The organism is Bradyrhizobium brasilense (genome assembly GCF_029714345.1).
Taxonomy (GTDB): domain Bacteria; phylum Pseudomonadota; class Alphaproteobacteria; order Rhizobiales; family Xanthobacteraceae; genus Bradyrhizobium; species Bradyrhizobium australafricanum.
This window is the reverse complement of record NZ_CP121669.1, coordinates 8,901,195-8,924,676: the sequence shown is the minus strand read 5'-3', so window position 1 is coordinate 8,924,676 and position 23,482 is coordinate 8,901,195. Positions and strand designations below refer to the sequence as shown.

At 64.5% G+C, this 23,482-nt stretch carries 16 protein-coding genes, 1 tRNA gene and 1 pseudogene; 11 read left to right on the top strand and 7 right to left on the bottom strand.

Annotated features, from left to right (window positions below):
• Positions 1–62: 62 nt before the first annotated feature.
• The 3 genes from QA635_RS41305 to QA635_RS41295 all read left to right on the top strand — a co-directional run bounded on the left by QA635_RS41305 (position 63) and on the right by QA635_RS41295 (position 7,543).
• On the top strand, positions 63–2,006 hold the full coding sequence (locus QA635_RS41305; protein ID WP_283065899.1) for a sigma-54-dependent Fis family transcriptional regulator: 1,944 nt from the start codon (positions 63–65) through the stop codon (positions 2,004–2,006).
• Between the two features lie 321 nt (positions 2,007–2,327).
• Positions 2,328–7,151, top strand: coding sequence for an NAD-glutamate dehydrogenase (locus QA635_RS41300; RefSeq protein WP_283065897.1), 4,824 nt, complete (start codon positions 2,328–2,330; stop codon positions 7,149–7,151).
• A gap of 71 nt (positions 7,152–7,222) precedes the next feature.
• Entirely contained in the window at positions 7,223–7,543 is a 321-nt protein-coding gene (locus QA635_RS41295) for a hypothetical protein (protein WP_212057865.1), read from the top strand.
• Between the two features lie 161 nt (positions 7,544–7,704).
• Here QA635_RS41295 and QA635_RS41290 read toward each other — a convergent pair whose 3' ends face one another.
• Positions 7,705–8,241, bottom strand: a complete 537-nt coding sequence (locus tag QA635_RS41290) for a hypothetical protein (protein WP_283065894.1) — start codon at positions 8,239–8,241, stop codon at positions 7,705–7,707.
• 168 nt (positions 8,242–8,409) lie between these two features.
• A tRNA-Arg gene (locus tag QA635_RS41285) sits at positions 8,410–8,486 on the bottom strand.
• Between the two features lie 130 nt (positions 8,487–8,616).
• Here QA635_RS41285 and QA635_RS41280 point away from each other — a divergent pair.
• From QA635_RS41280 to QA635_RS41270, 3 genes and pseudogenes are all read left to right on the top strand, one after another.
• A complete protein-coding gene (locus QA635_RS41280; protein ID WP_283065893.1) occupies positions 8,617–9,696 on the top strand; it encodes an LLM class flavin-dependent oxidoreductase in 1,080 nt (359 codons plus the stop codon).
• 95 nt (positions 9,697–9,791) lie between these two features.
• Positions 9,792–10,831, top strand: a pseudogene (locus QA635_RS41275) (alpha/beta hydrolase).
• Between the two features lie 98 nt (positions 10,832–10,929).
• Positions 10,930–11,187 carry a GCG_CRPN prefix-to-repeats domain-containing protein gene (locus tag QA635_RS41270; protein ID WP_156436045.1) on the top strand — a complete coding sequence of 86 codons (258 nt, stop codon included), beginning with the start codon at positions 10,930–10,932 and terminating at the stop codon, positions 11,185–11,187.
• 182 nt (positions 11,188–11,369) lie between these two features.
• On the opposite strand, the gene QA635_RS41265 is transcribed toward QA635_RS41270, so the two are convergent.
• Positions 11,370–11,774, bottom strand: coding sequence for a YccF domain-containing protein (locus tag QA635_RS41265; RefSeq protein WP_028335598.1), 405 nt, complete (start codon positions 11,772–11,774; stop codon positions 11,370–11,372).
• A gap of 219 nt (positions 11,775–11,993) precedes the next feature.
• Here QA635_RS41265 and QA635_RS41260 point away from each other — a divergent pair, with 219 nt between their 5' ends.
• Positions 11,994–12,632, top strand: a complete 639-nt coding sequence (locus QA635_RS41260) for a carboxymuconolactone decarboxylase family protein (RefSeq protein WP_283065890.1) — start codon at positions 11,994–11,996, stop codon at positions 12,630–12,632.
• 297 nt (positions 12,633–12,929) lie between these two features.
• Here the strand turns inward: QA635_RS41260 and QA635_RS41255 are convergent, their stop codons facing one another.
• Entirely contained in the window at positions 12,930–14,702 is a 1,773-nt protein-coding gene (locus QA635_RS41255; protein ID WP_283065888.1) for a putative bifunctional diguanylate cyclase/phosphodiesterase, read from the bottom strand.
• A gap of 204 nt (positions 14,703–14,906) precedes the next feature.
• Positions 14,907–15,869: a sensor histidine kinase gene (locus QA635_RS41250; RefSeq protein ID WP_283065886.1), complete on the bottom strand. Its 963-nt coding sequence runs from the start codon at positions 15,867–15,869 to the stop codon at positions 14,907–14,909.
• A gap of 179 nt (positions 15,870–16,048) precedes the next feature.
• On the opposite strand from QA635_RS41250, the gene QA635_RS41245 reads away from it, so the two are divergent.
• Positions 16,049–16,891, top strand: coding sequence for an SDR family NAD(P)-dependent oxidoreductase (locus QA635_RS41245; protein ID WP_283065885.1), 843 nt, complete (start codon positions 16,049–16,051; stop codon positions 16,889–16,891).
• Positions 16,892–17,353: 462 nt separating this feature from the next.
• Here QA635_RS41245 and QA635_RS41240 read toward each other — a convergent pair whose 3' ends face one another.
• On the bottom strand, positions 17,354–18,595 hold the full coding sequence (locus QA635_RS41240; RefSeq protein WP_283065883.1) for an LLM class flavin-dependent oxidoreductase: 1,242 nt from the start codon (positions 18,593–18,595) through the stop codon (positions 17,354–17,356).
• 272 nt (positions 18,596–18,867) lie between these two features.
• Here QA635_RS41240 and QA635_RS41235 point away from each other — a divergent pair, with 272 nt between their 5' ends.
• Both QA635_RS41235 and QA635_RS41230 read left to right on the top strand, forming a co-directional pair.
• Positions 18,868–20,274 (top strand): MFS transporter, encoded by a 1,407-nt coding sequence (locus QA635_RS41235; protein WP_283065881.1) that lies wholly within the window; start codon positions 18,868–18,870, stop codon positions 20,272–20,274.
• A gap of 209 nt (positions 20,275–20,483) precedes the next feature.
• Positions 20,484–21,659, top strand: coding sequence for an extracellular catalytic domain type 1 short-chain-length polyhydroxyalkanoate depolymerase (locus tag QA635_RS41230; protein ID WP_283065879.1), 1,176 nt, complete (start codon positions 20,484–20,486; stop codon positions 21,657–21,659).
• Here QA635_RS41230 and QA635_RS41225 read toward each other — a convergent pair whose 3' ends face one another.
• A complete protein-coding gene (locus QA635_RS41225; RefSeq protein ID WP_283065877.1) occupies positions 21,660–22,328 on the bottom strand; it encodes an MBL fold metallo-hydrolase in 669 nt (222 codons plus the stop codon).
• A gap of 175 nt (positions 22,329–22,503) precedes the next feature.
• Here QA635_RS41225 and QA635_RS41220 point away from each other — a divergent pair, with 175 nt between their 5' ends.
• Positions 22,504–23,316 carry an RMD1 family protein gene (locus QA635_RS41220; protein ID WP_225164263.1) on the top strand — a complete coding sequence of 271 codons (813 nt, stop codon included), beginning with the start codon at positions 22,504–22,506 and terminating at the stop codon, positions 23,314–23,316.
• Positions 23,317–23,482: the final 166 nt, after the last annotated feature.

The window sequence follows — 23,482 nt, the reverse complement described above, 5'->3', positions numbered from 1 at the left end:
CGGCACAATCCGAGTGACACTTGAAGCAACAACGTGCGGGGAAACATCCAGGAGCATCAGCCGTGACGACGGAGCGGGCTGCGCACATCGACGAGCTGGTTCGCGTTGCGGACGGCCAGACCAGCGCGCGTGACGCAATCATCCATCAGTCGTGGGTACGATGCGTCTCCGAACACAAGCTCGATCCGTTGGAGCTGCGCGACGCTCATATCGTGACATCCGGGCGGCTGCGCGAGCATCGCGACGCCATGGACGAGTTCCTCCACACGGCGCGCTTCGGCGTCGAGATGCTGTATCGTCAGATCGCCGGACTCGGCTACGTGCTGCTGCTCACCGATGCCAGGGGCATCACGGTGGATTTCATCGGCGATCCGACATTCAACAACACGCTTCGCAGGGCCGGCCTCTATCTCGGCGCCGACTGGAACGAGCCGCATGCCGGCACTTGCGCGGTCGGCACCTGCATCGCGACCGAAGAAGCCCTGACGGTGCATCAATCCGACCATTTCGACGCCACCCATATTCCGCTGACCTGCACGGCCGCGCCGGTCTTCGATCCCAGCGGCAAGCTCGCTGCTGTGCTGGATATCTCCGCGCTGCGCTCGCCGGAACCGAAGGCCAGCCAGTTCCTTGCGCTGCAACTGGTCAAGTCGTTCGCCCACAAGATCGAGAATGCGAACCTGCTGAACCGTTTCCGGCAGGAATGGATCATCAAGTTGTCCGGCTCCGCGGAATTCGCCGATGTCGATCCGGACTATGTGATGGCCGTCGATAGCAGCGGCCACATCATCGGCTTCAACAATCGCGCAAGGCAGCTGCTCGCCCGCGAACTGGCCAAGCGTCCGGACCTTCGCCTGCGGGCCGACGGCTTCGGCGTGTCCGACATCTTCGAATGCACCATCGACGATCTGCCGCGCTTCGCCCATTCGCGCCCCACCGGCCAACGTACGCTGCGGCTAGCCAACAGCGGCGCGACGTTGTTCGCGCAGACCCTGCCGCCCCCGAACAAGCTGGCGGCGCCGGCCTCCTCCCGCAGCGAGTCGGCGCTTCCGGCGCCGCTACGCAACCTGTTCCGCGGCGATCCCGCCATGCATCACGTGGTGACGCGCGCCGCCAAGCTCATCAACACCCAGATGGGCTTGCTCATCACCGGCGAAACCGGCACCGGCAAGGAGCACCTGACGAAGGCGCTGCATTCGGTCAGTGCGCGGGCAGGCAGGCCCTTCGTCGCGGTCAACTGCGCCGCGCTGCCGGAAAGCCTGATCGAGAGCGAACTGTTCGGCCACGAGGCAGGCGCCTTCACCGGAGCGGCGGCCAAGGGCAAGAAGGGTCTCGTGCTCGAAGCCGACGGCGGCACCCTGTTCCTTGACGAGATCGGCGACATGCCGATCTCGTCGCAGACGCGCCTGTTGCGCGTGCTCGCCGAGCGCGAGGTGACACCGGTCGGCCGTACCCGGCCGGTCCCGCTCAATGTCCGCGTCATCGCTGCCACCCATCGCGACCTCGTCGCGCTGGTGAAGGCGGGGCAGTTCCGCGAGGATCTCTATTTCCGCCTCAACGGCGCGGTGCTTGCGCTGCCTCCGCTGCGTCAGCGCACCGATATCGAGTGGCTGATCGATCAATCCCTGCATCGGCTTTCGACGGAGCACAAGGCCAACTATGCGCTGACGGCAAGCGCGCGCAGCGCGCTGCTCAAGTACCAATGGCCTGGCAACATCCGCGAGCTGATCAACGCGCTCGATCATGGCTGCGCGCTGTCGAACGACGGCACGATCGATCTTGCCGATTTGCCGGACCGGATCGCTGATCCCCTGGGTGTGGATATCTCCGGAAAGCCGGCACGTGGCAGAGCGGCGACATCGCGGCAAGCCGATGCGCTACTTGCGGCGTTGCGCAACAATCGCTGGAATGTCTCGCAGGTGGCGCGCGAACGCGGCGTCGATCGCTCGACCATCCATCGCCAGATTGTCCGCTTCGGCATCACGATGCCGAAAGACCTGACCTGAGTGCGGTCGTTGCCCGCCGTCGCTGACCGCCCGTCAGATACCACATCCCTGCCGAACGGTGGCGCGAACCCATACATAATTGAAATTGCATGTGATTTTTCCTGCCCCAGGCGTTCGGCCGCCACCGCCTTCGGCCCAGCCGCTGTCACAAGCGAAATTCAGCACGCCTCACGACAGCGTGCGCCGTTCGCTGCGGGATCGTAGTATTGTCGTCGGCAGCCGTCGAAGCTAGGATTTCGCGTAGCATTCGATCGCGACGCACGAAGAGATGCACTCCAGAATCAAGCGGATGGTCGCGGCTGCGATCGGACGGCACGGCAAATGGAGGACATTATGGCGTGGCGTGACGACAAGGCCCGGGCAGCCCTGATCCGCGATGCAGCGGGCAGCGTGCCAGCGGGCAAGAGCCCCAGGGCCTTTGCCGAGCCCTTGTTCGGCTACACCAATATCGAGGATCTCGCCAATTACGATGCCGCCTCGCTTGCCCAACTGGCGGAGCAGGCCTGGGAGCACGTGCAGCGGCGCACGGCCGGCAGCGCCGATATCCGCGTCGTCAATCCGACGTTGCCGAATGGGCGCGAGATTTCCGTGCTCGAAATTCTCAACGACAATATGCCTTTCCTGTTCGATTCCACCATGGCGGAGCTCGCCGAGCAGGGCCTCGAGGTCACTCTGGTCGCTCACCCGATCATCGCCGTGGAGCGCGATGAAGGGGGCAAGCTGCTGCGATTCTACGGGGAAGCACTGCCGGACGGAGCAAAGGGCGCGCGCGAAAGCCTGATTCATCTCCACATCACCCGCCTGGACGCGGATTCCGATCGCCAGAAGCTGATCGACGGCCTGACCAGGACGTTGAACAATGTCCGCGCCTGCGTTGCCGACTGGCGCGTCATGCGTGACAGTGTCGAGGAAGCGATCAAGACGTTCTCTTCCAATCCGCCGCCGCTGCCGATCGACGAACTCGCCGAAGCCAATCAGTTCCTGCAATGGCTCTGCGCGGACAATTTCACTTTCCTCGGCGTGCGCAAATATCGCTTCTCGCCCGACAGCGACGCGTCGGACGACATTACAACCGGCGAAGGCCTCGGCATCCTGCGCGATCCGGACGTGAAGGTCCTGCGCCGCGGCAGCGAAATGGTGGTGATGACGCCGGAAATCCGCGAGTTCATGCACGAGCCGACCCTGCTGATCGTCATCAAGGCCAATGTCTCCAGCCGCGTCCATCGCCGCACCCGGATGGATTATGTAGGCATCAAACTCTACTCGCCCGACGGTCGGCTCGAAGGCGAGTTGCGCGTCGTCGGCCTTTTCACCTCGGGCGCCTATACTCGCTCGGTACGGCAGATCCCTTATGTCCGCCACAAGGTTTCGCGGGTGCTGCAGCGCGCGGGCTTCGACCCGAACGGCCATTCCGGCAAGGCGCTGATGCATATTCTCGAAGATTATCCGCGCGACGAGCTGTTCCAGATCGACGTCGACACGCTCTACAACTTCGTCATCGAGATACTGATCCTCTACGAGCGTCCGCGCGTCCGGGCGCTGCCGCGGGTCGACAAGTTCGATCGCTTTGTCTCCATCCTCACCTTCATTCCGCGCGACAAATACGACACCGACGTCCGCACGCGCGTCGGAGCCTTTTTGGCGCAGGCCTACAAAGGGAAGCTGTCCGCCTCCTACGTATCGTTCCCGGAAGGGGCGCTTGCGCGGGTCCACTTCATCATCGGACGCTATGAAGGCAAAACGCCCGTCGTCGACCGCGCCCTGCTCGAAGCCGGGATCAGCGCCATTGCCGCGACCTGGGCCGACAAGCTGAAGGCCGCGCTAACCGCGTCGACCGATGGCATGCGGGCGCGCATGCTCACCAACCGATATGCCCAGGCCTTCAGCGGCGGCTATACCGAGGTGTTCAGCGCGGAACAGGCGATCGCCGATATCACGACCGTCGAAAAGCTGACGCCGGCGCGCCCGGTGACGATTTCGGTTTACCGCATCGAAGGCGACGATCCGAGGCGCTTCGGCCTGAAGGTGTTTTCGGACGCCGTACCGCTGTCGTTGTCCTACCGCGTGCCGGTGATCGAAAATCACGGCCTGCGCGTGGTCAACGAACGCACCTATCAGGTCGTGCCCGGTACCAGGCCTGCGCCGGTATGGCTACACGACATGACGATCGAGACCAGCGACGGCCAGCCCATCGAGATCAACCCGGAATTCAGCCATCGCCTGGAAGCCTCGATCATGGCGGTGGTGACCGATCGCGCCGAATCCGACGGATATAACGGCCTGATCCTGCGCACCGCCCTAAGTTGGCGGGAAGTCTCGACCATTCGGGCGCTGTCGCGTTATTTGCACCAGATCCGCGCTCCGTTCACTCAGGATTACATGTGGGAGACCTTGCGCAAGAACGCCGCGATCACGGCCAGCCTGGTCGCGATGTTCCAGACCCGCCTCGATCCGCGCCTCGCCTTGACGGACGCCGAGCGCGCGGCGCGCGAGACGGCTTTGCTTGCCGAGGTCGAGGAACAGCTCAAATCCGTCGCCTCGCTCGATGAAGACCGCATCCTGCGCCGCTTCACCAATCTGGTGCAGGCTACCGTTCGCACCAATCTGTGGCAAATCGGCGAGGATGGACACCCGCGTCCGGTGATCTCCTTCAAGTTCGAGGCGCGCCGGATCGACGACTTGCCCGCTCCACGACCGCTCTACGAGATCTTCGTCTATTCCCCTCGTGTCGAAGGTATCCACCTGCGCTTCGGCAAGGTTGCGCGCGGTGGCTTGCGCTGGTCCGACCGGCCGCAGGATTTCCGCACCGAGATCCTCGGCCTGGTGAAAGCGCAGCAGGTCAAGAACGCCGTGATCGTACCGGTCGGGGCCAAGGGCGGCTTCGTGCCCAAGCGCCTGCCGCCGCCTTCCAAGCGCGACGCCTGGCTCGCGGAGGGCACCGAAAGCTATCGCATCTTCGTTCGCTCGCTGCTCGAACTCACCGATAATCTCGACGGCGACATCGTCGTGCCGCCCGAATCCACCGTGCGCCACGACGGCGACGACCCCTACCTCGTCGTTGCCGCCGACAAGGGCACCGCCACCTTCTCCGACGTCGCCAACGCGATCTCGGCCGAGAAGAACCATTGGCTCGGCGATGCCTTCGCATCTGGCGGCAGCCAGGGTTACGACCACAAGAAGATGGGGATCACGGCGCGCGGCGCCTGGACGGCGGTCAAGCGCCACTTCCGCGAGCTCAGCACCGACATTCAGACCATGCCGTTCACCGCGGTCGGCGTCGGCGACATGTCGGGCGACGTTTTCGGCAATGGCATGCTGCTCTCGCCGGCGACAAGGCTTGTGGCGGCTTTCGATCATCGCGACATCTTCATCGATCCTTCGCCCGATCCATCGACCAGCTTCGCCGAGCGCAAGCGCTTGTTCGATCTGCCGCGATCGAGCTGGCAGGACTACAACAAGTCGCTGATCTCGCAGGGCGGCGGCGTGTTCTCGCGCTCGCTCAAGGCGATCCCGCTTGCGCCGGAGGTGCGCACGCTGCTCGATCTCGACAAGCCGCAAGCCACGCCTTTCGAGGTGATGACGGCGATCCTGAAGGCTCGCGCGGACCTGTTGTGGTTTGGCGGCATCGGCACCTATGTCCGCTCCTCCGGGGAAAGCGACGACCAGGTCGGGGATCGCGCCAACGATCCGATCCGCATCGCGGGTGGCGACGTGCGTGCCCGGGTGATCGGCGAAGGGGCCAACCTCGGCGTTACCCAGCGCGGCCGCATCGAAGCGGCGCAGAAGGGCGTCAAGCTCAACACCGACGCCATCGACAATTCGGCCGGCGTGAACACGTCCGACGTCGAGGTCAACATCAAGATCGCGTTGGCGCGCCCCGAGCGCGAGGGACGCCTCAGTCCCACTGACCGCAACAGCCTGCTTGCCGCGATGACCGACGAGGTCGGCGCGCTGGTGCTGCGCAACAACTATCTGCAGACGCTGGCGCTGTCGCTGGCCGAGCGCAAGGGTGTGGCCGAGACCGGCTTCCTCACCCGTCTGATGCAATCGCTCGAACAGCGCGGCTTGCTTAGCCGCGCTGTTGAGTTCTTGCCCGACGACGCGGCGCTTACCGAGCGCACACGGCGCGGCCAGTCCCTCGCGCGGCCCGAGCTTGCCGTGTTGCTCGCCTACGCCAAGCTGACCCTCTACGATGACCTGCTCGTCACCAGCGTGCCCGATGACCCCTATCTTGCCCGCGAACTATCCCAGTATTTTCCGCGCGAGGTTCAGGACAAATTCCCGACCGCGGCCGGATTGCATCGACTGCGGCGGGAGATAATCGCGACCAGCCTCGCCAATGCGGTGATCAATCGCGGCGGCCCGGCCTGCGTCGTGCGACTGATCGACGAGACCGACGCCGATATCCCGACCATCGTCATGGCCTATGTGGCGGTCGATGAATGCTTCGGCCTGAAGTGGCTCAATGACGCGATCGACGCGCTCGACGCCTGCATCGACGGGCAGCTGCAGCTGTCCCTCTACGCTTCGGTGCAGGACCTCCTGCTCTCCCGCATGGTCTGGTACGTGCGCAATGTCGATTTCAAGGACGGGCTGGAGGCCGTCGTCGCGCGCTTCGGCCCGGCGATCCGCCAGATCGTCGCCGGGCTCGACACTGCCTTGCCGCCGGACTTGCAAGCGGCGCGCGTCAAGCGGCGGCAGGAACTCGCCGACGCCGGTGTCCCGGCCGGCCTCGCCGGCGAGCTCGCCGATCTTGACGCTTTGGTCTCGGCTCCCGACATCGTGACGGTTGCCGAGCGCACCGGGCGCCCCATCGGCGATGCCGCCGCGACCTTCTACGCCGCCGAGGCGAATTTCCGTCTCGACCGCATCATCGCCGCCGCACGCAGTGTGCCGGCCAATGATTATTTCGAACGCATGGCCATCGATCGCGCCGTCGAGCAGATCGCCGGCGCCGAAAGGAGACTGGCCGCCGATATGCTGGCAACCGGCCAGTCTGGCCAGCAGGCCGTCGAGACCTGGCTCGCGGCTCACCCCGAGGCGACGCGTATCCGCCGCTCGGTCGAGGAGATCGCTGCCAGCGGCCTGACCCTCGCCAAGCTGACGGTGGCGGCGAACCTGCTGGGGGACTTGGTCAAGGCCTGACGGCGTGTGAGGCAGCGATGTGAGAAGCGCGATGCTGGCGCAGGTCGTTAGCCGGCAAACGGAGGAATCCAATGATCCACGCCACCTGCCATACCGCCGACAATGTTCGCTGCATCGAGTTCGATGCCACACCGTGGTTCAGCGAGGCTGACGCTCCGAGCATTATCGATTTGGCCCAACGAGGATGGACCAGCACTGCGATTGCAGATTCCCTCGAGCACAGAGAAGGATACGAACGCCTCCACGACCTCGTTGAGTATGCGACGAAGCGACTGCAACTGGAATCTCTGGAGGACCCAACCTGGGAAACCTTCGAGTGTGTCGTCGATGGACCCGAGGCCGTCGCCTGGCTCGAGAAAAACCGGCCCAACGTTGTGGCAAGAATCCCGTAAGCGCAGCAAGGGCCACGATTGGTCGGCGGCAAATGAAGCAAAAATGGCGCACCACGCGCGACGAAGATGGGCACTACTGCTTCGCTGTGGCGCTATGATGATCCGTGAGGGGCCGCGCAGCGGCGCTCAAGAGCGCGCTGGAATACGCGGGAGCCAGGGCCTCACGGATGGGCGATGTATCCCTGGTCCGGAGAAGTCCAAATCACCGGTTCATCCATTTCGGGGTGTCGCACCCCGTCAAGAATGACCTGTGCCACCAAGCCTTGTGGGCTGTTCAGAAAATTCCAACAAGTCACGCCGGTCGGTCGGATTCGCATGTTGCTCGCAACCTGATCGCGGAGGAAGCTTGTTTCTTGTGCAGACGCTGGGCGGCCGGCCATCGTGAACGTTGCTGACCGTGTGTCTTCCTCGCGGAATGCGCTGCAGACCGCCCCCGATTGGATCGTCGTGACAAATTTCAACGACATGACCACCTCCGCCGACATCGTCACGTCGGCGTGCGCCTCAATCGCGCTTGCGCTGTCGAAAACGTATCTCGTGAGCGTGTTGCATTCCCTCTTGTCGATCTTGGGTCGGATACACAGCAGCAGGCCTTCGCGCGCGGACGCAAGTGGATCGGGGGTCGCGGACATACCTTGAGCCGCCGAATCGGATCCACGGCAGCCGAACAAGGCCAAAATGGCCACGAAGAGAGCCATCGAGGGTCGTTTCATGCGGCACCGAGGCTGCCGGTCGGGTACATCCGTCGACGTTCGACCGAAAGTTGGAAGATTCGAGTGATGGTAAGGCACTCGTGAGTTCGGGAACAGCGGATATGTCGTGCTTCACCGGCATGACGACGGACGAGTGGATGCTCTGTCGCGTCTTGGCGCACCCGACACGATTCGAACGTGTGACCTTTGCCTTCGGAGGGCAACGCTCTATCCAGCTGAGCTACGGGTGCGTGCAGGGGTTCATTTAGCTGATTGGCTCCGCGTCGGCAACGGCGTTGTCCAACTGGTCAGGGGCTGTAAACTGCCTCCCGACAATATGACAGGCCATCCAAAAGGGCCGTCTTTCGAGGGAGTTTGCCCATGCGTCCGCTGGAATTCGGCTGGTATCTGCCCACGCATGGCGACACCACGGCCTATGGGCTGATGGAAGCCCAGATCGCCGGTTCGCCGGAACTCTGCGAGCGCGTGGTCGCGGCCGCTGAGGACGCCGGCTTCGAGTATCTGCTGATCCCGGTAGGCTCGGTGTGCTGGGAGGCCTGGATCACGGGCGCCTTCATGGCGGCGCGCTCTCGCCGGATCAAGCCGCTGATTGCGGCGCGGCCCGGCTATATCAACCCGGTGCTGATGGCAAAGATGATCTCGACCTTCGACCAGATGTCGGGCGGGCGGATCTGCATCAATCTGATCGCCGGCCAGAACGAGAGCGAGGTCGAGGCCGAGGGCGTGCGTCAGCCCAAGGAAGAGCGCTACGCGCTGATGGAGGAGGAGGTCTCGATCCTCAAGGCGCTGTGGACGACGCGCGGCCCGGTGCATTTCGAGGGCAGGTTTCACACCATCTCCGGCGCGCATATCAGGCCGCGTCCGTTGCAGCAGCCGTTTCCGAAATTCTATCTCGGCGGCGGCTCGCGGCAGGCCTGGGAGGTGTCGGCGAAGCATTCCGACGTCCATCTGTTCTGGGGCGACCTGCCGGAGCGCATCGCGGAGAATATCGCCGAGATCCGGCGGATGGCGCGGGCGCATGACCGCGAGGATGCGATCGGCTTCGGCATGCGGCTGCAGGTGATCTGCCGCGAGAACGAGACGGATGCCTGGGAGGCGGCCGACCAGCTGGTGCGCCACGCCACCGAGCGGCAGAAGCAGGAGATGAAGACGCTCTACAATCGCTCGGAGGCCAACCAGCGCGTGCAGCAGCTCGCGCGCGACTACGGCGATCTCCTGATGCCGCATCTGTGGACCGGCATCACCAAGGTGCGGCCCGGCGCCGGCATCGCGGTGGTCGGCAATCCCGCGCAATGCGCCGCGACCTTGCAGCAGTTCATCGATGCCGGTTGCCACTCCTTCTGCCTGTCCGGCTATCTGCATGACGAGGAGGCCGAGCGGTTCGGTCGCCTGATCCGCCCGATCCTCGCCGCCAACAATCGCGGGCGGCTCGTCGCCTGAGGCGCGGGTGCTGAAGCTTTCCGAAAATTCACGGGTGAATCTGCGCCTGACGCGCCATGATCCAGCCGAGCTCGCGGCAGCAACGGAGTCGAACCATGCATCACCGGGCCTGGCTTGCGGCCGCGGCATTGCTCGTCGTGGCGGCGGCGCACGTACCCACGGCGTCCGCGACGCAGGCACAGACCGAGCGCGACCTGAAGCCGGTCAAGGAGATCGCCAATGCGCGGATTGCCGTCGGCAAAGCGAGCTTTCCGCTCTACCTCTCGGCCGACTGGTCCAATCCGCTGCCGGACGTTACGCGCGCCGTCCTCGTGCTGCACGGCGTGCTGCGCAATGCCGACGACTATTTTCGCGCGGCGCTGAGCGCGCAGGCCGCTGCCGGCGATGCCGGCGAGCATGCGCTGATGATCGCGCCGCAATTCCTGATCGAGTCCGACGTCGACGCCTTCAAGCTGCCGGCGGAGACGCTGCGCTGGAGTCTCTATGGTTGGCAGGGCGGCGAGCCTGCGCTCGCGCCGAGCCCGGCGAGCTCGTTCGAGGCGCTCGACACCATCCTGGCGAAACTCGGCGACCGCAAGCTGTTTCCCAACCTGCAGCAGGTCGTCGTGTTCGGCCATTCCGGCGGCGGCCAAGTGGTGCAGCGCTATGCGATCGCGGTGAAGGGCGACCAGGTCCTGCTGCGCGAGGGCATCGGCGTGCGCTATGTGGTCGCCAATCCGTCCTCCTATGCCTATTTCACCAAGGAGCGGCCGGAGCCCGCGATAGCGGCGAGCTGCCATGGCTACAACAGCTGGAAATTCGGCATGGACAACCGCCCGCCCTATCTTGCCGAGCCTTCGCCGGCCGCGCGGAGCAGGCCTATGTCGCGCGCCGCGTGATCTATTTGCTCGGAACGCTCGACACCAACCCCAATCATCCCGCGCTCGACAAATCCTGCATGGCGGAGGCCGAGGGGCCGTACCGTTACGCGCGCGGGCATTCCTATGCCGCCGTGATGCAGGCCCGCGACGGCGGCGCGCCGAACCACAGCGTGTGGGACGTGCCCGGCGTCGGCCACGCCGGCGGCAAGATGCTCAATTCGCCCTGCGGCCTGACCGCCGTGTTCGACATCCCCGGCTGCGAGGCGGCGCGCTAAGCCCACACACCGGAAGATTCGGTGGCAAGCGGCACAGAGATCGCCTACGCTTGTGCCGCGAATGGAGCAGCACGACCGACAGCTCGATGGAGAACATCATGAGAGCAGGTTTGATCACGCTTCTGACAGCCGGTGCCTTCCTCGGCTTGACCCCGGCCAACGCCGCAGAGGGATGCGGTGACGGTTGCCACAGGACCTCACGAGGTGCCTGCGTGATCGACGGCTGGGGCACCGCCGCGCGGGTCAGGAATGAGTGTCCCGCCACCTCGCGCCCGCGCCCGCCGTGTGGTGGCGCTGGCTTCGTCTGGCGGCGCGACTACCAGGCTTGCAGCCAGACCACGAAGGATTGGCTCTAGTGTGCTGAATGCGAAGTTCGTGCGATTTCGCGGCAGCCACTTTCACGAACTTCGCATTCATAAAGCACACTAGAATCATAAGTTTGCTAGTGTCCTTATCGAATCCGAAGTTCGCTCCGAAGGTGCGGCAAATGATGCGAACTTCGGATTCGGGACACTAGCCGTCGACGGCCTGGCCAGCGTCACGCCGGCACGATCACCTTGCCGATCGGCCACAGCGCGATGCCGGCAAGCTTGAGATGCGCCCAGGCGAACGGGATGCCGATGATGGTCACCGCCAGCAGGATCGCGGTGATCACATGGCCGATCGCGAGCCACCAGCCGGCCAGGATGAACCAGATCAGATTGCCGATCACCCCGAGCGGTCCGGTGCCGATGTCGGACGTGCCGGTCACCTCATCGCGGCGCACCGCACGCGAGCCGAACGGCAGCAGCGTGTAGACGGCGATGTTGAAGGCGGCGCGCGCCCAGGGCAGCCCGATAATGGTCACAGCCATGATCACGGCGGCGATCAGCCAGCCGAACGCCATCCACGCGCCGCCGATCAGGATCCAGAGGATGTTCAGGAGGATAGATACAGGCTGCATGGCTAACACCTTCGCGCCGCTTGGGACTGCACTTTATATACGCCGCTGCCCGGCGCTGCGGTAGGTGTGGCCTAACCGCGCGCCTGCCGTGACGAGGCGCTTCACCGGCGGCCGGCACCGAACGACAGCTGGCACCTCATTGCATCCATCGCGACGGCAATTAATCTCGCGCGACCGGGCAGGGCGCAAAGACGCCTGCACCGAAAAGGGAGAACAACAATGAGAACAATATTCGGAGCAGGGATCTTGGCGGCGCTGGCATTGTCGGTGTCGGCCGTGCGGGCTGAGGACGCCGTGCGCTTCGCGCCGCTGAAGGCGGAGGAACTGTCGCCGGCGCAAAAGGCCTGGGCCGACATGATCAGCGCGCCGCCGCGCAATGCCAAATTCACCGCGCCGCCCTACCGCGCCTATATCCGCAATCCCGATCTGGCACCAAAGCTGTCGAACCTGTCGGAGTATCTGCGCTGGAATACCTCGCTGCCGGCGCGGCTCAGCGAAATGGCGATCCTGATCACGGCGCGGCACTGGACCGCGCAATATGAATGGTCCGCGCACCATCCGCTGGCGATCAAGGGCGGGCTCGATCCGAAAATCGCGGACGCGATCGCCAAGGGCACGCGGCCCGAGAGCATGAAGGACGACGAGGCCGCGCTGTACGATCTCGGCATCGCACTCTATCGCGACAAGAAAGTCAGCGACGCTGTCTACACGGCGGCGCTGGATAAATTCGGCGAGCGCGGCATCACGGATATCATCGCCATCATGGGCTATTACGACATGGTCTCGATGATGCTGATCACGATGCAGGCCGGCCCCGCAAATAACGGCGTGCAGCCGTTGGCGGTGCTGGAGAAGTAGGGCGTCTGCAGCGGTCTCGCGTTCTTACCTCTCCCGCCTGCGGGGAGGTCGACGTGCGCGCAGCGCGGGGCGGGTGGGGGCTCTCTCCCCAGTATGGCTCGTGGTGAAACCCCCACCCCAACCCTCCCCGCAAGCGCAGGGCTATCGCATATGGCCGTTTGAGGCGATCGGAGTTCCCACAAACTCGTCATAGCTGGGACAAGCCCGGCCATGACGGCGCGGAAGAGTCGGTTCATTCCATATGCGATTCCCCTGCCCGCAAGCGGGAGAGGGAGCGAGCGCAGTCACATCGCGCCCTTACCGCCGGAAACCGCTGGCGCGCGAATAGCCCTGGCGGCCTTCCTGGGCAGGGCGCGCGGCCATGCTGGCGCGCGTTTCGCTGGCGACCGGCGTCGCCGGCTTCAAATCCTCGAGGAAGATCGGCTTGGCGAAGTAATAGCCCTGGGCATAGCGGATCTTGGTCGCGGCTTGCAGATAGGTGAGCTCCTCGTAGGACTCGATGCCCTCGGCGATCACGGTCATGCCGAGCGCCTCGCTCAGCGATTCGATTGCGCGCAAAATGCCCTGGCTGCGCGGCCGCTGATGGATGTCGGTGATGAAGGAGCGATCGATCTTGATCTCGTCGGCGGTGATATCGGCGAGCGCCGACAGCGACGAATAGCCGATGCCGAAATCGTCGATCGAGATGCCGACGCCGATGCCGCGCAGGATCGGCAGGATCTGGTCCTGGAAATGCGACCGCGTCACGAACGCGTCCTCGGTCACCTCGATCATGAAGCGCTTGGGGAAGCCGGTCTCCTCGAGCGCGCGAGCGAACCGGCGCATGAATTCGAGGTTGGAGGCCTGCTTGGCGGCGACATTGATGCTGATCGTCGCCGTCGGACCGAACGTGTCGTTGATCAGGTCGATCGACTTGACGATCTCCGCCAGCACCAGGAACGTCAGCTCGTCGATCAGGCCGAGCTCGACCGCGAGATCAATGAAGGTGCCCGGCGCCTGGATCACGCCCTCGTCGTCGCGCAGCCGCACCAGCGCCTCGATGCCCTTCACCTCCTGGGTGCGGATATCGACCTTGGCCTGGAATGCACAGCAGAAGCGCTTTTCCAGGATCGCAAGCCGCAGCGACTGCTCGATCTTCATCCGCGCCAGCGCCTCGCGCTCCATGCTGTTGTCGAAGAACGCGGTCGAGCCCTTGCCGTTGTTCTTGACGCGGTACATCGCGATGTCGGCGTTCTGGCGCAGCGCCTCGTAGCTCCGGCCATGCATCGGATAGAGGCTGACGCCGATCGAGGTCGAGGCGAAGATTTCGGAGTCCTCGATGAAGAACGGCGCCTTCAGCCGCTCCTGCATGACATGGATGAATTCGGCGACCTCGTCATTGCCGCTGATCGGGTTGAGCAGCAGCAGGAATTCGTCGCCGGAGATGCGCGACAGGATATCGGTGTCGCGCAGCGCGTGGCCGAGTCGCTTCGACAGTTCAACGAGCAGCGCATCGCCGATCGCGTGGCCGTAATAGTCGTTGATGTGCTTGAAGTTGTCGACGTCGAGGAAGGCGAGCGCGAAATGGCCTTGCGAATCGTCGCGGATCAGGCCGTTGACGCGGTGCTCGATCACCCGGCGGGTCGGCAGGCCGGTCAGCTCGTCGTAATAGGCCGAGCGGAACAGCTGGTCCTCGAACGCCTTCTGCTCGCTGATGTCGGTCGAGGTCGAAATCAGGAGATTGCGACCGGCGATCCGGACGGGCCGGTGCGAGGTCAGGAACACGTATTTGGATGCGCCGCAGGAGAGCGTTTCCTCGAGCACCACCGGATGGCCGCTGCGCAGCAGATCCAGGTTGGCGGCGTGGCGCTCGTCGACCGGGGACGGCTGGCTCGCGCTGGCGGCCAGCTGCAGCTGGCTCGCGGCTGCTTCATTCACCAGGATGATCTGGCCCTGCTCGTCTTGGACGGTCACTCCCGCCGGAAGGAGTTGGAGAAGGTCGCGCAGGATACGCAATTCATTGCCGGAAATATCGTCTTGGCCGGGCACTGCCGCGCCCGCCTGAAAATCGTGTCTGGTGAGACTATGCATGCGCCGACCTTGGCAAAGTCCGTTGTAGTTTTGGTTAAGCGGACCTGCGAAATGCCGTGACAGAATGAGACCGCGGCAGCTTTCGCAAGCCGTCGCGGCAATTGTCATTAACAGAGTATCAATGTCGGCTGCGACCGCTGGTGAAAGCGATTGCGCTGCGCGCGGTTGCATCAACACATGCGCGTGTGCCGGAAAGCTGACTTATCAACAGCTCGGAAGCTTGCACTGCATGGTGCAGTGAACACCGGTCTTCAGGTAACTGATCTCGGTCTTGCCGTCGAACGGCCGCAGCGCCGACTTGAGCAGCTTGGTGCCGAAGCCGGCTTCGCCGATCGCCTCGACCTCCGGTCCTTCAGTCTCGTCCCAGATAACGTTGAGACGTCCGTCGTCGACCGTCCATGACACTTGTAAAAATCCGCGCGGCGAGGAGAAGGCGCCGTATTTTCCGGCGTTGGTTGCGAGTTCGTGGAAGATGAGCGCCAGCGAGACGGCGAGCTTGGCGGGCAGGAACAGCTGCTCGCCATTGAGATTGAACCGCACGTGGCCGTAGGGCCCGAGTTCCGAGCGCAGCAAATCCTTGATATCGCAGCCATAGCCGTCGACCCGCGCGATCAGATCGTCGGTCGCCGAGAGCGCGCGGATGCGATGGTCGATGCGCTGCCAGACATCGGGCCGGTCCTGCAGCGCCTGATGCAGCACGGCGTGAATGGTCGAGGACTTGTTCTTCAGCCGGTGCTGCAATTCGTCGACCACCACCTTGCGGTACTGCTCTTCCTCGATCAGCCGTTTGGAAACTTCGCGCTGCTGTGCGACCAGGGAACGGTAATGCTCGACGCCCCAGATCGCGATGCCGCACACAACCCAGAAGATCATCAGCAGCGCAAAGCGCGCAGGATCGGCGTGCGCGCCGCTGAAATTGAGCACGACGCCGAGCAGGCCGCTCGCCAGCGCGGTCGCGATCCCGATCCGGAAACCGCCAAGGGCGGTGGCAAAGAACACCGCCGGGAAATAGGGCGTGAAGAACACATCCGGCCGGATCTGGGCGAGCCCGAAGCGCGCGGCCGTGGCCAAAACGAGACAAAGCACCGCGAAGGCAATCGCAAGCCGCACCGACGGCTGGGCATCGCCCCGCCAACACGCCCTGAAATCGTCGATCCACTTCGCCATCGGTCGTTCCAGTTCACGTGAACAGGCGACCCAAAATAAGGCCACTGCGACCGAAAAACCGCAGTTGTGGCCTTCTGGCCACAGGCGGACCTTGCGGGCGTGGCGGCTTGCAAGTGCTTGTATTGACAGCAGGAGCTGGGGAATATCCGCAACATCATACGTAAGTTGAGGGGACCGACATGGGACGGCTGGACGGCAAGGTCGCGGTGATCACAGGGGCGACCAGCGGCATCGGGCTGCGCACGGCGGAGATCTTTGTCGCGGAGGGCGCGAAGGTGGTGATTGCCGGGCGTCGTGCGCCGGAGGGCGAGGCACTGGCGCAACAGCTCGGCGAGACCTGCGTGTTCCGTCAGACCGACGTCACGGTCGAGGAACAGATGCAGGCGCTGATCGCGCTTGCGGTTGAGAGGTTCGGCCGGATCGACTGCCTGTTCAACAATGCCGGCGGCCCGGCGCAGACCGGGGGCATCGAAGGCCTCGACGTCGAGCGGTTCGATGCCGCGATGGCGACGCTGGTGCGCAGCGTCATGCTCGGCATGAAGCATGCCGCGCCCTACATGCGCAAACAGGGCTCCGGCAGCATCATCAACAATGGCAGCATCGCCGGACGGCTCGCCGGCTTCTCCTCGTCGATGGTCTATGGCGCCGCGAAGGCCGCGGTCATTCATTTCACCAAATGCGTGGCGATGGAGCTCGGCGAGTCCGGCATCCGCGTCAACTCGATCTCGCCCGGCGCGATCGCCACCGGCATTTTCGGCAAGGCGCTCGGGCTGTCGACGGAAGCGGCGGAGAAGACCGCGGCCGTGATGCGCGAGGTCTACAAGGCGGCGCAGCCGATCCCGCGCGCCGGCCTGCCCGACGACATCGCGCATGCCGCGGTGTTCCTGGCGAGCGACGAATCGAGTTTCATCAACGGCCATGACCTCGTCATCGACGGCGCCATCACCGGCGGCCGCAACTGGAGCCAGCAGCAGGCGGGCTACGTCGCGCTGCGCAAGGCGTTCGATCAGGGCGCGGGGTAGCAGTATCCGTCATTGCGAGCGGAGCGACTTGTCCGCCGAAGCCTTGGCGAAGGCGGAAGCAATCCATCGTGCACTGCCGATTCCTTCAGGGCGAGGAAAATGTATGAAGCGTGTCTTGATCACGGCCATGTCTGGAACGGAGAAATCGTCCGCGATCGAAGAGTTGGTTGCGCGAGGTCATCAGGCTTACGACCTTGACACACCCGAATGGTCTCACTCGCACGCGGCATGTGCGGGTGATGACGCCGCATTGTTTGGCGTCTTGAAGCGCAAACCATCCCCGCCGTCGTCCCGGCGAAGGCCGGGACCCATTACCCCGAATGGTCATTGTTGAGCGACGCTGGAACGACGAGCCCCTTTCACAACACCCGCCGCGGCGTATGGGTCCCGGCCTTCGCCGGGACGACGGCGGTGGATGTGGCGCGAGCTGGCGTTCTTTCTTCCTCCAGGAAGGGTCGCAAATCACGCCTTCTGCTTGGCCGCTTCCTTCGCAAGATCCGGCGCATTCACCGCGGGGATCGCGACGCGGCCGGGGCCGGTTTGTTGAAGCGCGGCAGCGGCCTTGTCGTTCTGCATGATCTTGGCCATCACAGCCTGACCGGCGCGTTCGAACACGGCGCGGTTGTCGATCAGGAACTGGCGCGACTTGCGCAGGCCGTCGATATAGCCATTGATCTCGGGCACGACATAGCGCGCGACCATGTCCCAGCTGCGGCGGGTGTTTTCCGGATTGGCCCAGTCGTGAGCGAAGCCGATGATCGAGCCGACGCCGCCTGACACATCGACCAGGTTCTTGATCATCTTGATCAGATCATCCGGCGTGCCGATGGTGGACGCGGCGCCTTCGACGAAGGCGGTCTTGTCGACGGCCTCGTCCGGCGAGGAGAATGCGGTCAGGCCCGGCCGCATCAGGGTGCCGACGTTATATTCGTTGTGCCAGCGCATCAGCCCGGCGCCGGCCTCGCGCCGCGCCTGCTCGCGCGTCTCGGCGATGTGCCAGGACAGCAGCACGCGCCAGTTGGAACGGCTCACCGTGGTGCCGGCCTTCTTGGCGGCGTCCTCGGCGAACTGCCATTGCTGCGGCAGCGCCATCAGGCCCTGGGTCGACATCGAGCCCAGCGAGATGATGCCGATGCCGTATTTGCCGGCGAGCGTCATGCCCGACGGCGAGATCTGCGAGGCCACCACGAACGGCATGTCCTCCTGCAGCGGCAGGATCTGCAACGCGGCGTCGTGCATCTCGAACCAGTCGGTCTTGGCGGTGACGCGCTCGCCGTTGAACAGGCGGCGAATCACCGCGATCGCCTCGTCCTGGCGGTCGCGCTGGGTCATCGGGTCGATGCCGAGCGTGTGGGCATCGGAGGCGAGCGCACCGGGACCGGAGCCGAAGATGGCACGGCCGCCGGTCATGTGGTCGAGCTGCACCATGCGCTGCGCGACGTTGAAGGGGTGGTGATAGGGCAGCGAGATCACGCCGGTGCCGAGCTTGATGCGCTTGGTGCGCTCGCCGGCGGCGGCCAGGAACATTTCCGGCGAAGCGATGGTCTCCCAGCCCGAGGAGTGGTGCTCACCGCACCAGAATTCGTCGTAACCGAGCGCGTCGAGCTGCTCGACGAAATCGAGGTCGCGGCGGAATTGCAGCATCGGATGCTCGCCGATCGGGTGATGCGGGGCGAGGAAGGCTCCGAACTTGAGGCGCGCCATGGGTCGTTCTCTCCGGACTATTGTTATCGGGGGCTTTCCGCCAACCTACGGGGTGGCCCGGGGCAAGGCAATGCTCGGGGGTTGCGGCGGTCGCATGGTTGTTGCGCAAATCGGCGGCGATTGCCGCCGTCCGGAATGTTTCCCAGCGCGTCAACGCAAATTGGCAGCCGGGGCTCGAGCGTCTGTGATCCCGGGCTTACCTCGCAGGTAATCGAAGCGATGACCGGAATCTGCTGATGTCCGCTGTAACGTCATTTCGGGCAGGACAGGACATGCACCAGATTGTTTCGACGCGAGCGGACACGTCCCGCCGCTGGTGGGTGCTGGCGATCGTAGTGTCGGCGCAATTCATGTTCGGGGTCGATGCCTTCATCGTCAACGTCGCGATCCCGACGATCGCGGCGGAACTGCACGCGACGCCGGCAGAGATCGAGGCCGTGATCGCGATCTACCTGATCGCCTATGCCACGCTGGTGGTCACCGGCGGCCGGCTTGGCGACATCCATGGCACCAGGAACGTGTTCATCGCCGGCGTCGCCGGGTTCTCGGTGACCTCGCTGTGGTGCGGTCTCGCGCAGTCCGGGCCCGAGCTCATCGTCGCGCGGCTCGCGCAGGGTGCAACCGCGGCGCTGATGGTGCCGCAGGTGCTGGCGACGCTGCATCTGCTGTTCTCAGACGCCAGCCGCGCGCGGGCGTTCGGCATCTACGGCATCGTGCTGGGGCTCGCGGGAGCTGCCGGCTTCATGCTCGGCGGCGTGCTGGTGACGCTCGATCTCGCCGGGCTCGGCTGGCGCGCGGTGTTTTTCGTCAACGTGCCGTGCGGCTTCGTCATCATCGCGGCGGCATTTAAGATCATGCCGACGGTGCCGCGCCGGGCCGGCACGCGGCTCGATATCCCGGGCGCGATCGTGCTGTTCGCGGGCCTGCTGTGCCTGATCGGTCCGCTGCTGTTCGGCCATGATCTCAACTGGACGGCATGGGTGTGGCTGGTGATGGCCGTGGGCATCGCTGTGATCGCGGCCTTCGTGCGGCTCGAGCGGTCCGTCGCGCGCCGCGGCGGCATGCCGCTGATCGATCTGTCGCTGCTGTCGGATCGCGCCTTCATGCGCGGCCTGGTCGCGGTGTTTTTCTTCTTCTTCGCCAACCTGTCGTTCTACCTGATCATGACCATGTTCATCCAGAAGGGCCTGCAGATTCCGCCGCTTCAGGCCGGGCTGGTGTTCGTGCCGCTGGCGCTGACCTTCGTGATCGCCTCGCGTCACAGCGGCGTGCGCGCCCGGCATCGCGGCACGCTGGTGCTGATCGAGGGCTGTGCGCTGCAGATCGTCGGTCTCGCCATGCTCGTCGCGACAATTGAGGTGGTCGCGGCACCGTCGGCACTGCTGCTCGCGGTGGTGCTGATGATCTTCGGCTACGGCCAAGGGCTCGTCATGGCGCCATTGTCGAGCGCGGTGCTCGCGAGCGTGCAGCCCGCCAGCGCCGGTGCCGGCTCCGGCATGTACGGCACGACGACGCAGATCGGCAACGCGGCCGGCGTCGCCGCGATCGGCGCAGTCTTCTTCGCAATCGAGAGTACGATGTCGGCACGTCTGGCGCTGTTTGCGGCATGCGCATTGTTTGTGCTGTCGATCGCCATTTCAGCCGCATTTCTGTCATGGATGCGCCGCGCTACGGCGTGAATCCGGCAGCACGTGGCGCGCATTCCTGAAAAGTTGATGCTCAAACAAGGTGCTACGGCAACTATTTCGGCCGGCTCGCAGCACGATCACGCATTAACGCCGATTCTCACAATTCCGCAGGGAAAGACAGCACACGGCCTTTTCATTTTGCAGTGCAGCAATTATCTGATCGGGTGACACAGAAGACTAAATCACCTCAGGAGTTGCTGTTGTCCCTGATCAACAACGTCGAATTTCTGCGTCATCTGCCGAAGATGAACGCGTTCAGCGGCCTTGGCGCACTCGCGCCGGCCGTGCCGACGCCGCTCGTCGAGACGACCGAATTCGGCGTCAACCCCGGCGATCTGAAGATGTTCTCGTTCGTGCCCGCGCAGCTGGCGCGGTCGCCCGCGCTCGTCGTGGTGCTGCATGGCTGCGGCCAGACTGCCGCGTCCTACGATCACGGCGCCGGCTGGTCGGCGCTTGCGGCGCACTACGGCTTCGCACTGCTGATGCCGGAGCAGCAGGCGTTGAACAACGGCAACACCTGCTTCAACTGGTTCAACCCGCAAGACATCGCGCGCGGGCAGGGCGAGGCCGCGTCGATCAGGCAGATGATCGCGCATCTGGTCGGCACGCATGAGATCGACCCGCACCGCATCTATGTGACGGGTCTGTCCGCCGGCGGCGCGATGGCCTCGGTCATGCTCGCGGCCTATCCGGATGTGTTCGCTGCCGGCGCCATCATCGCCGGCCTGCCGTTCGGCGTCGCCACCGATCTGCGCGAAGCGCTGCACGCGATGATGCATGGCAGTGCGCTGTCCGCGCCCGAACTCGGCGGTCTGGTGCGCAACGCGTCGACGCATGGCGACGCATGGCCGAAGATTTCGGTGTGGCACGGCAGTGCCGACCGCACAGTGCATCCCGGCAATGCCGATGCAATCGTGCGGCAGTGGCTCGACGTGCACGGCCTGCCGCTTGCCGCGATGTCGAAGGCGGATGTCGACGGCCATCCGCGCGAGGTGTGGTGGAACGCCGACGGCGAAACGCTGGTCGAGTCCTACACCATCGCCGACATGGCGCATGGCACGCCGCTCGGGCTTGCCGACAATGACGAGCGCTATGGCGTGGAGGGCGCGTTCCTGATCGAGGCCGGGATCTCCTCGTCCTATCACATCGCGAGCTTCTTCGGCCTGACCGACAAGGTCCGTCAGCCGCATATCGCGCCGACCGGAATTCCGCGCGAGCGCGCCGACACGGTCTCGATGACGGTACCGGTGCCCGCGGCCGAGCCGGAGGTGGCATCCGGCCGCAAGAGCGATCGGCCGCGCAAGCGACGGAGCAAGGGTGTCGATGTCGGCGGCGTCATCACGCGGGCGCTCACCGCCGCGGGGCTGATGAAGTAGCTACATCTCGCCGGTCAGGAACGGATTCGTCATCCGCTCCTGGCCGATGCTCGATCCGGCGCCATGGCCGCAGATGAAGCCGACATCGTCGCCGAGCGGCAGCAGCTTGTCCTTGATCGACTGGATCAGCGTCGGATGGCTGCCCCCGGGCAAATCGGTGCGTCCGACCGAGCCGGCGAACAGCACGTCGCCGACATGGGCGAAGCGCAGCTCCTTGTTGAAGAACACCACGCTGCCCGGTGAGTGGCCGGGGCAGTGCAGGATGTCGAAGGTGAGATCGCCGATCGAGACCTGATCGCCCTCATCGAGCCAGCGGTCTGGCCCGAAATTGCGTACCCCGGTCATGCCAAAGCGCGCGCCGCTCGAGACGACATTGTCGAGCAGATATTTGTCGGCGATGTGCGGGCCCTCGATCTTGACCTGCAGCGCGTCGCGCAGTTCGGCGGCGCCGCCGACATGGTCGATATGACCGTGGGTCAGCCAGATCTTGTCGACCGTCACGCCGGTCTGCTTGATCGCGGCCTGGATCTTCGGCACGTCGCCGCCCGGGTCGATCACCACGGCCTTCTTGGTGGGCTCGTGCCAGATGATGGTGCAGTTCTGCTCGAACAGCGTCACCGGCACGATGATCGCGCCGGCCTTCGGTTTGGTGTCGGTTGTCTCGTTCATGGGGGCACCATAGGCTTCCGGGAAACGTCGTCAACACGCACCGGAAATGCAGCTGCCCCGGCGTGTGATCCCAAAACGGACCGTGATAAGGTCACCTCCAGCAGAACAAGTTCGTGAGCAGGCCGGTACGCGGCTGCTCTCGATCATGATTCAAGTCCTCGCAGTCCGGAACTTCATGACCCAGGCCCCCAAATCACCGCTCGGCGGACCCCGGACCACCGCGCGCGCCTTCTTCGTCGCGGACCGCATCAACACGTCGGGCCTTGAGCGCGGCGACGTGCTGGCCACGACGCCGCTGGCGTTTCGCGTCAATGAAAACGGCGTGGCGATCCTGTTCCGCTACGGCGTCGTCGTTCTGATCGGCCTCAATGCGCTGGAGGAGGATGAATTCCTGCGCAGCCTGCAGTCGCGCATGACCGGCCTGTTCACGCGGCGCGAGGAGGAGATCGCGATCATCGAGCTTGCCGCCGAGAAGGAGGATCAGATTCCGCCGGGCGGCCCGATCTATCTGCAAGGCCTCTCGCCGGAGCGGCTGATACTGGTCGGCGAGGCGTTGGCGAAAAGCGTGGTGCTGGCGCGGCACGAGCGCGAGGTCCGGGCAGTCTTCGACACGACCGAGCCGCTTGCGCGTGAGCTCGCCAAGGGCGGCCGCGTCCATCGCGGCCGCGTTGCGATCCTCAAGCACATCGGCAACGCGCTGCTGGTGCGGCATCGCGTGGCCGGACCGGTCGAGGTATCGGAGAAGCCGGACATCCTCTGGGACAAGCCGCAGCTCGAGCGCCTCTACGCCAGGCTCGAGGACGAGTATGAATTGAAGGAGCGTGCGGAGTCGCTTAACCGCAAGCTCGCAGTCGTCGCCGAAACCGCGCAGGTGCTGACCGACATCATCGACACCAGCCGCTCGCTGCGGCTGGAGCTGATCATCGTCTTCCTGATCCTGTTCGAGGTGCTGATCACCATCTATCAGCTGGCGATGGCTCGGCACTAAGTCTACCCGTAGCCCGGATGGAGCGAAGCGAAATCCGGGAATCTCGCCAATTGTGCCAGTGGTCCCGGATTACGCTTTGCTCCATCCGGGCTACGGGCTACGGCGCCATCTTTCCGTCCCGAATTGTGCGTCATCCCTGAACCGATCGGCCGCTCCGGGCGCGGAG

Coding starts and splice junctions, on each gene's coding strand:
- QA635_RS41225 (WP_283065877.1), bottom strand. CDS start 22,328: ATGAACGAGACAACCGACACCAAACCGAAGGCCGGCGCGATCATCGTG.
- QA635_RS41280 (WP_283065893.1), top strand. CDS start 8,617: ATGCGTCCGCTGGAATTCGGCTGGTATCTGCCCACGCATGGCGACACC.
- QA635_RS41260 (WP_283065890.1), top strand. CDS start 11,994: ATGAGAACAATATTCGGAGCAGGGATCTTGGCGGCGCTGGCATTGTCG.
- QA635_RS41240 (WP_283065883.1), bottom strand. CDS start 18,595: ATGGCGCGCCTCAAGTTCGGAGCCTTCCTCGCCCCGCATCACCCGATC.
- QA635_RS41295 (WP_212057865.1), top strand. CDS start 7,223: ATGATCCACGCCACCTGCCATACCGCCGACAATGTTCGCTGCATCGAG.
- QA635_RS41255 (WP_283065888.1), bottom strand. CDS start 14,702: ATGCATAGTCTCACCAGACACGATTTTCAGGCGGGCGCGGCAGTGCCC.
- QA635_RS41300 (WP_283065897.1), top strand. CDS start 2,328: ATGGAGGACATTATGGCGTGGCGTGACGACAAGGCCCGGGCAGCCCTG.
- QA635_RS41270 (WP_156436045.1), top strand. CDS start 10,930: ATGAGAGCAGGTTTGATCACGCTTCTGACAGCCGGTGCCTTCCTCGGC.
- QA635_RS41290 (WP_283065894.1), bottom strand. CDS start 8,241: ATGGCTCTCTTCGTGGCCATTTTGGCCTTGTTCGGCTGCCGTGGATCC.
- QA635_RS41250 (WP_283065886.1), bottom strand. CDS start 15,869: ATGGCGAAGTGGATCGACGATTTCAGGGCGTGTTGGCGGGGCGATGCC.
- QA635_RS41265 (WP_028335598.1), bottom strand. CDS start 11,774: ATGCAGCCTGTATCTATCCTCCTGAACATCCTCTGGATCCTGATCGGC.
- QA635_RS41235 (WP_283065881.1), top strand. CDS start 18,868: ATGCACCAGATTGTTTCGACGCGAGCGGACACGTCCCGCCGCTGGTGG.
- QA635_RS41220 (WP_225164263.1), top strand. CDS start 22,504: ATGACCCAGGCCCCCAAATCACCGCTCGGCGGACCCCGGACCACCGCG.
- QA635_RS41245 (WP_283065885.1), top strand. CDS start 16,049: ATGGGACGGCTGGACGGCAAGGTCGCGGTGATCACAGGGGCGACCAGC.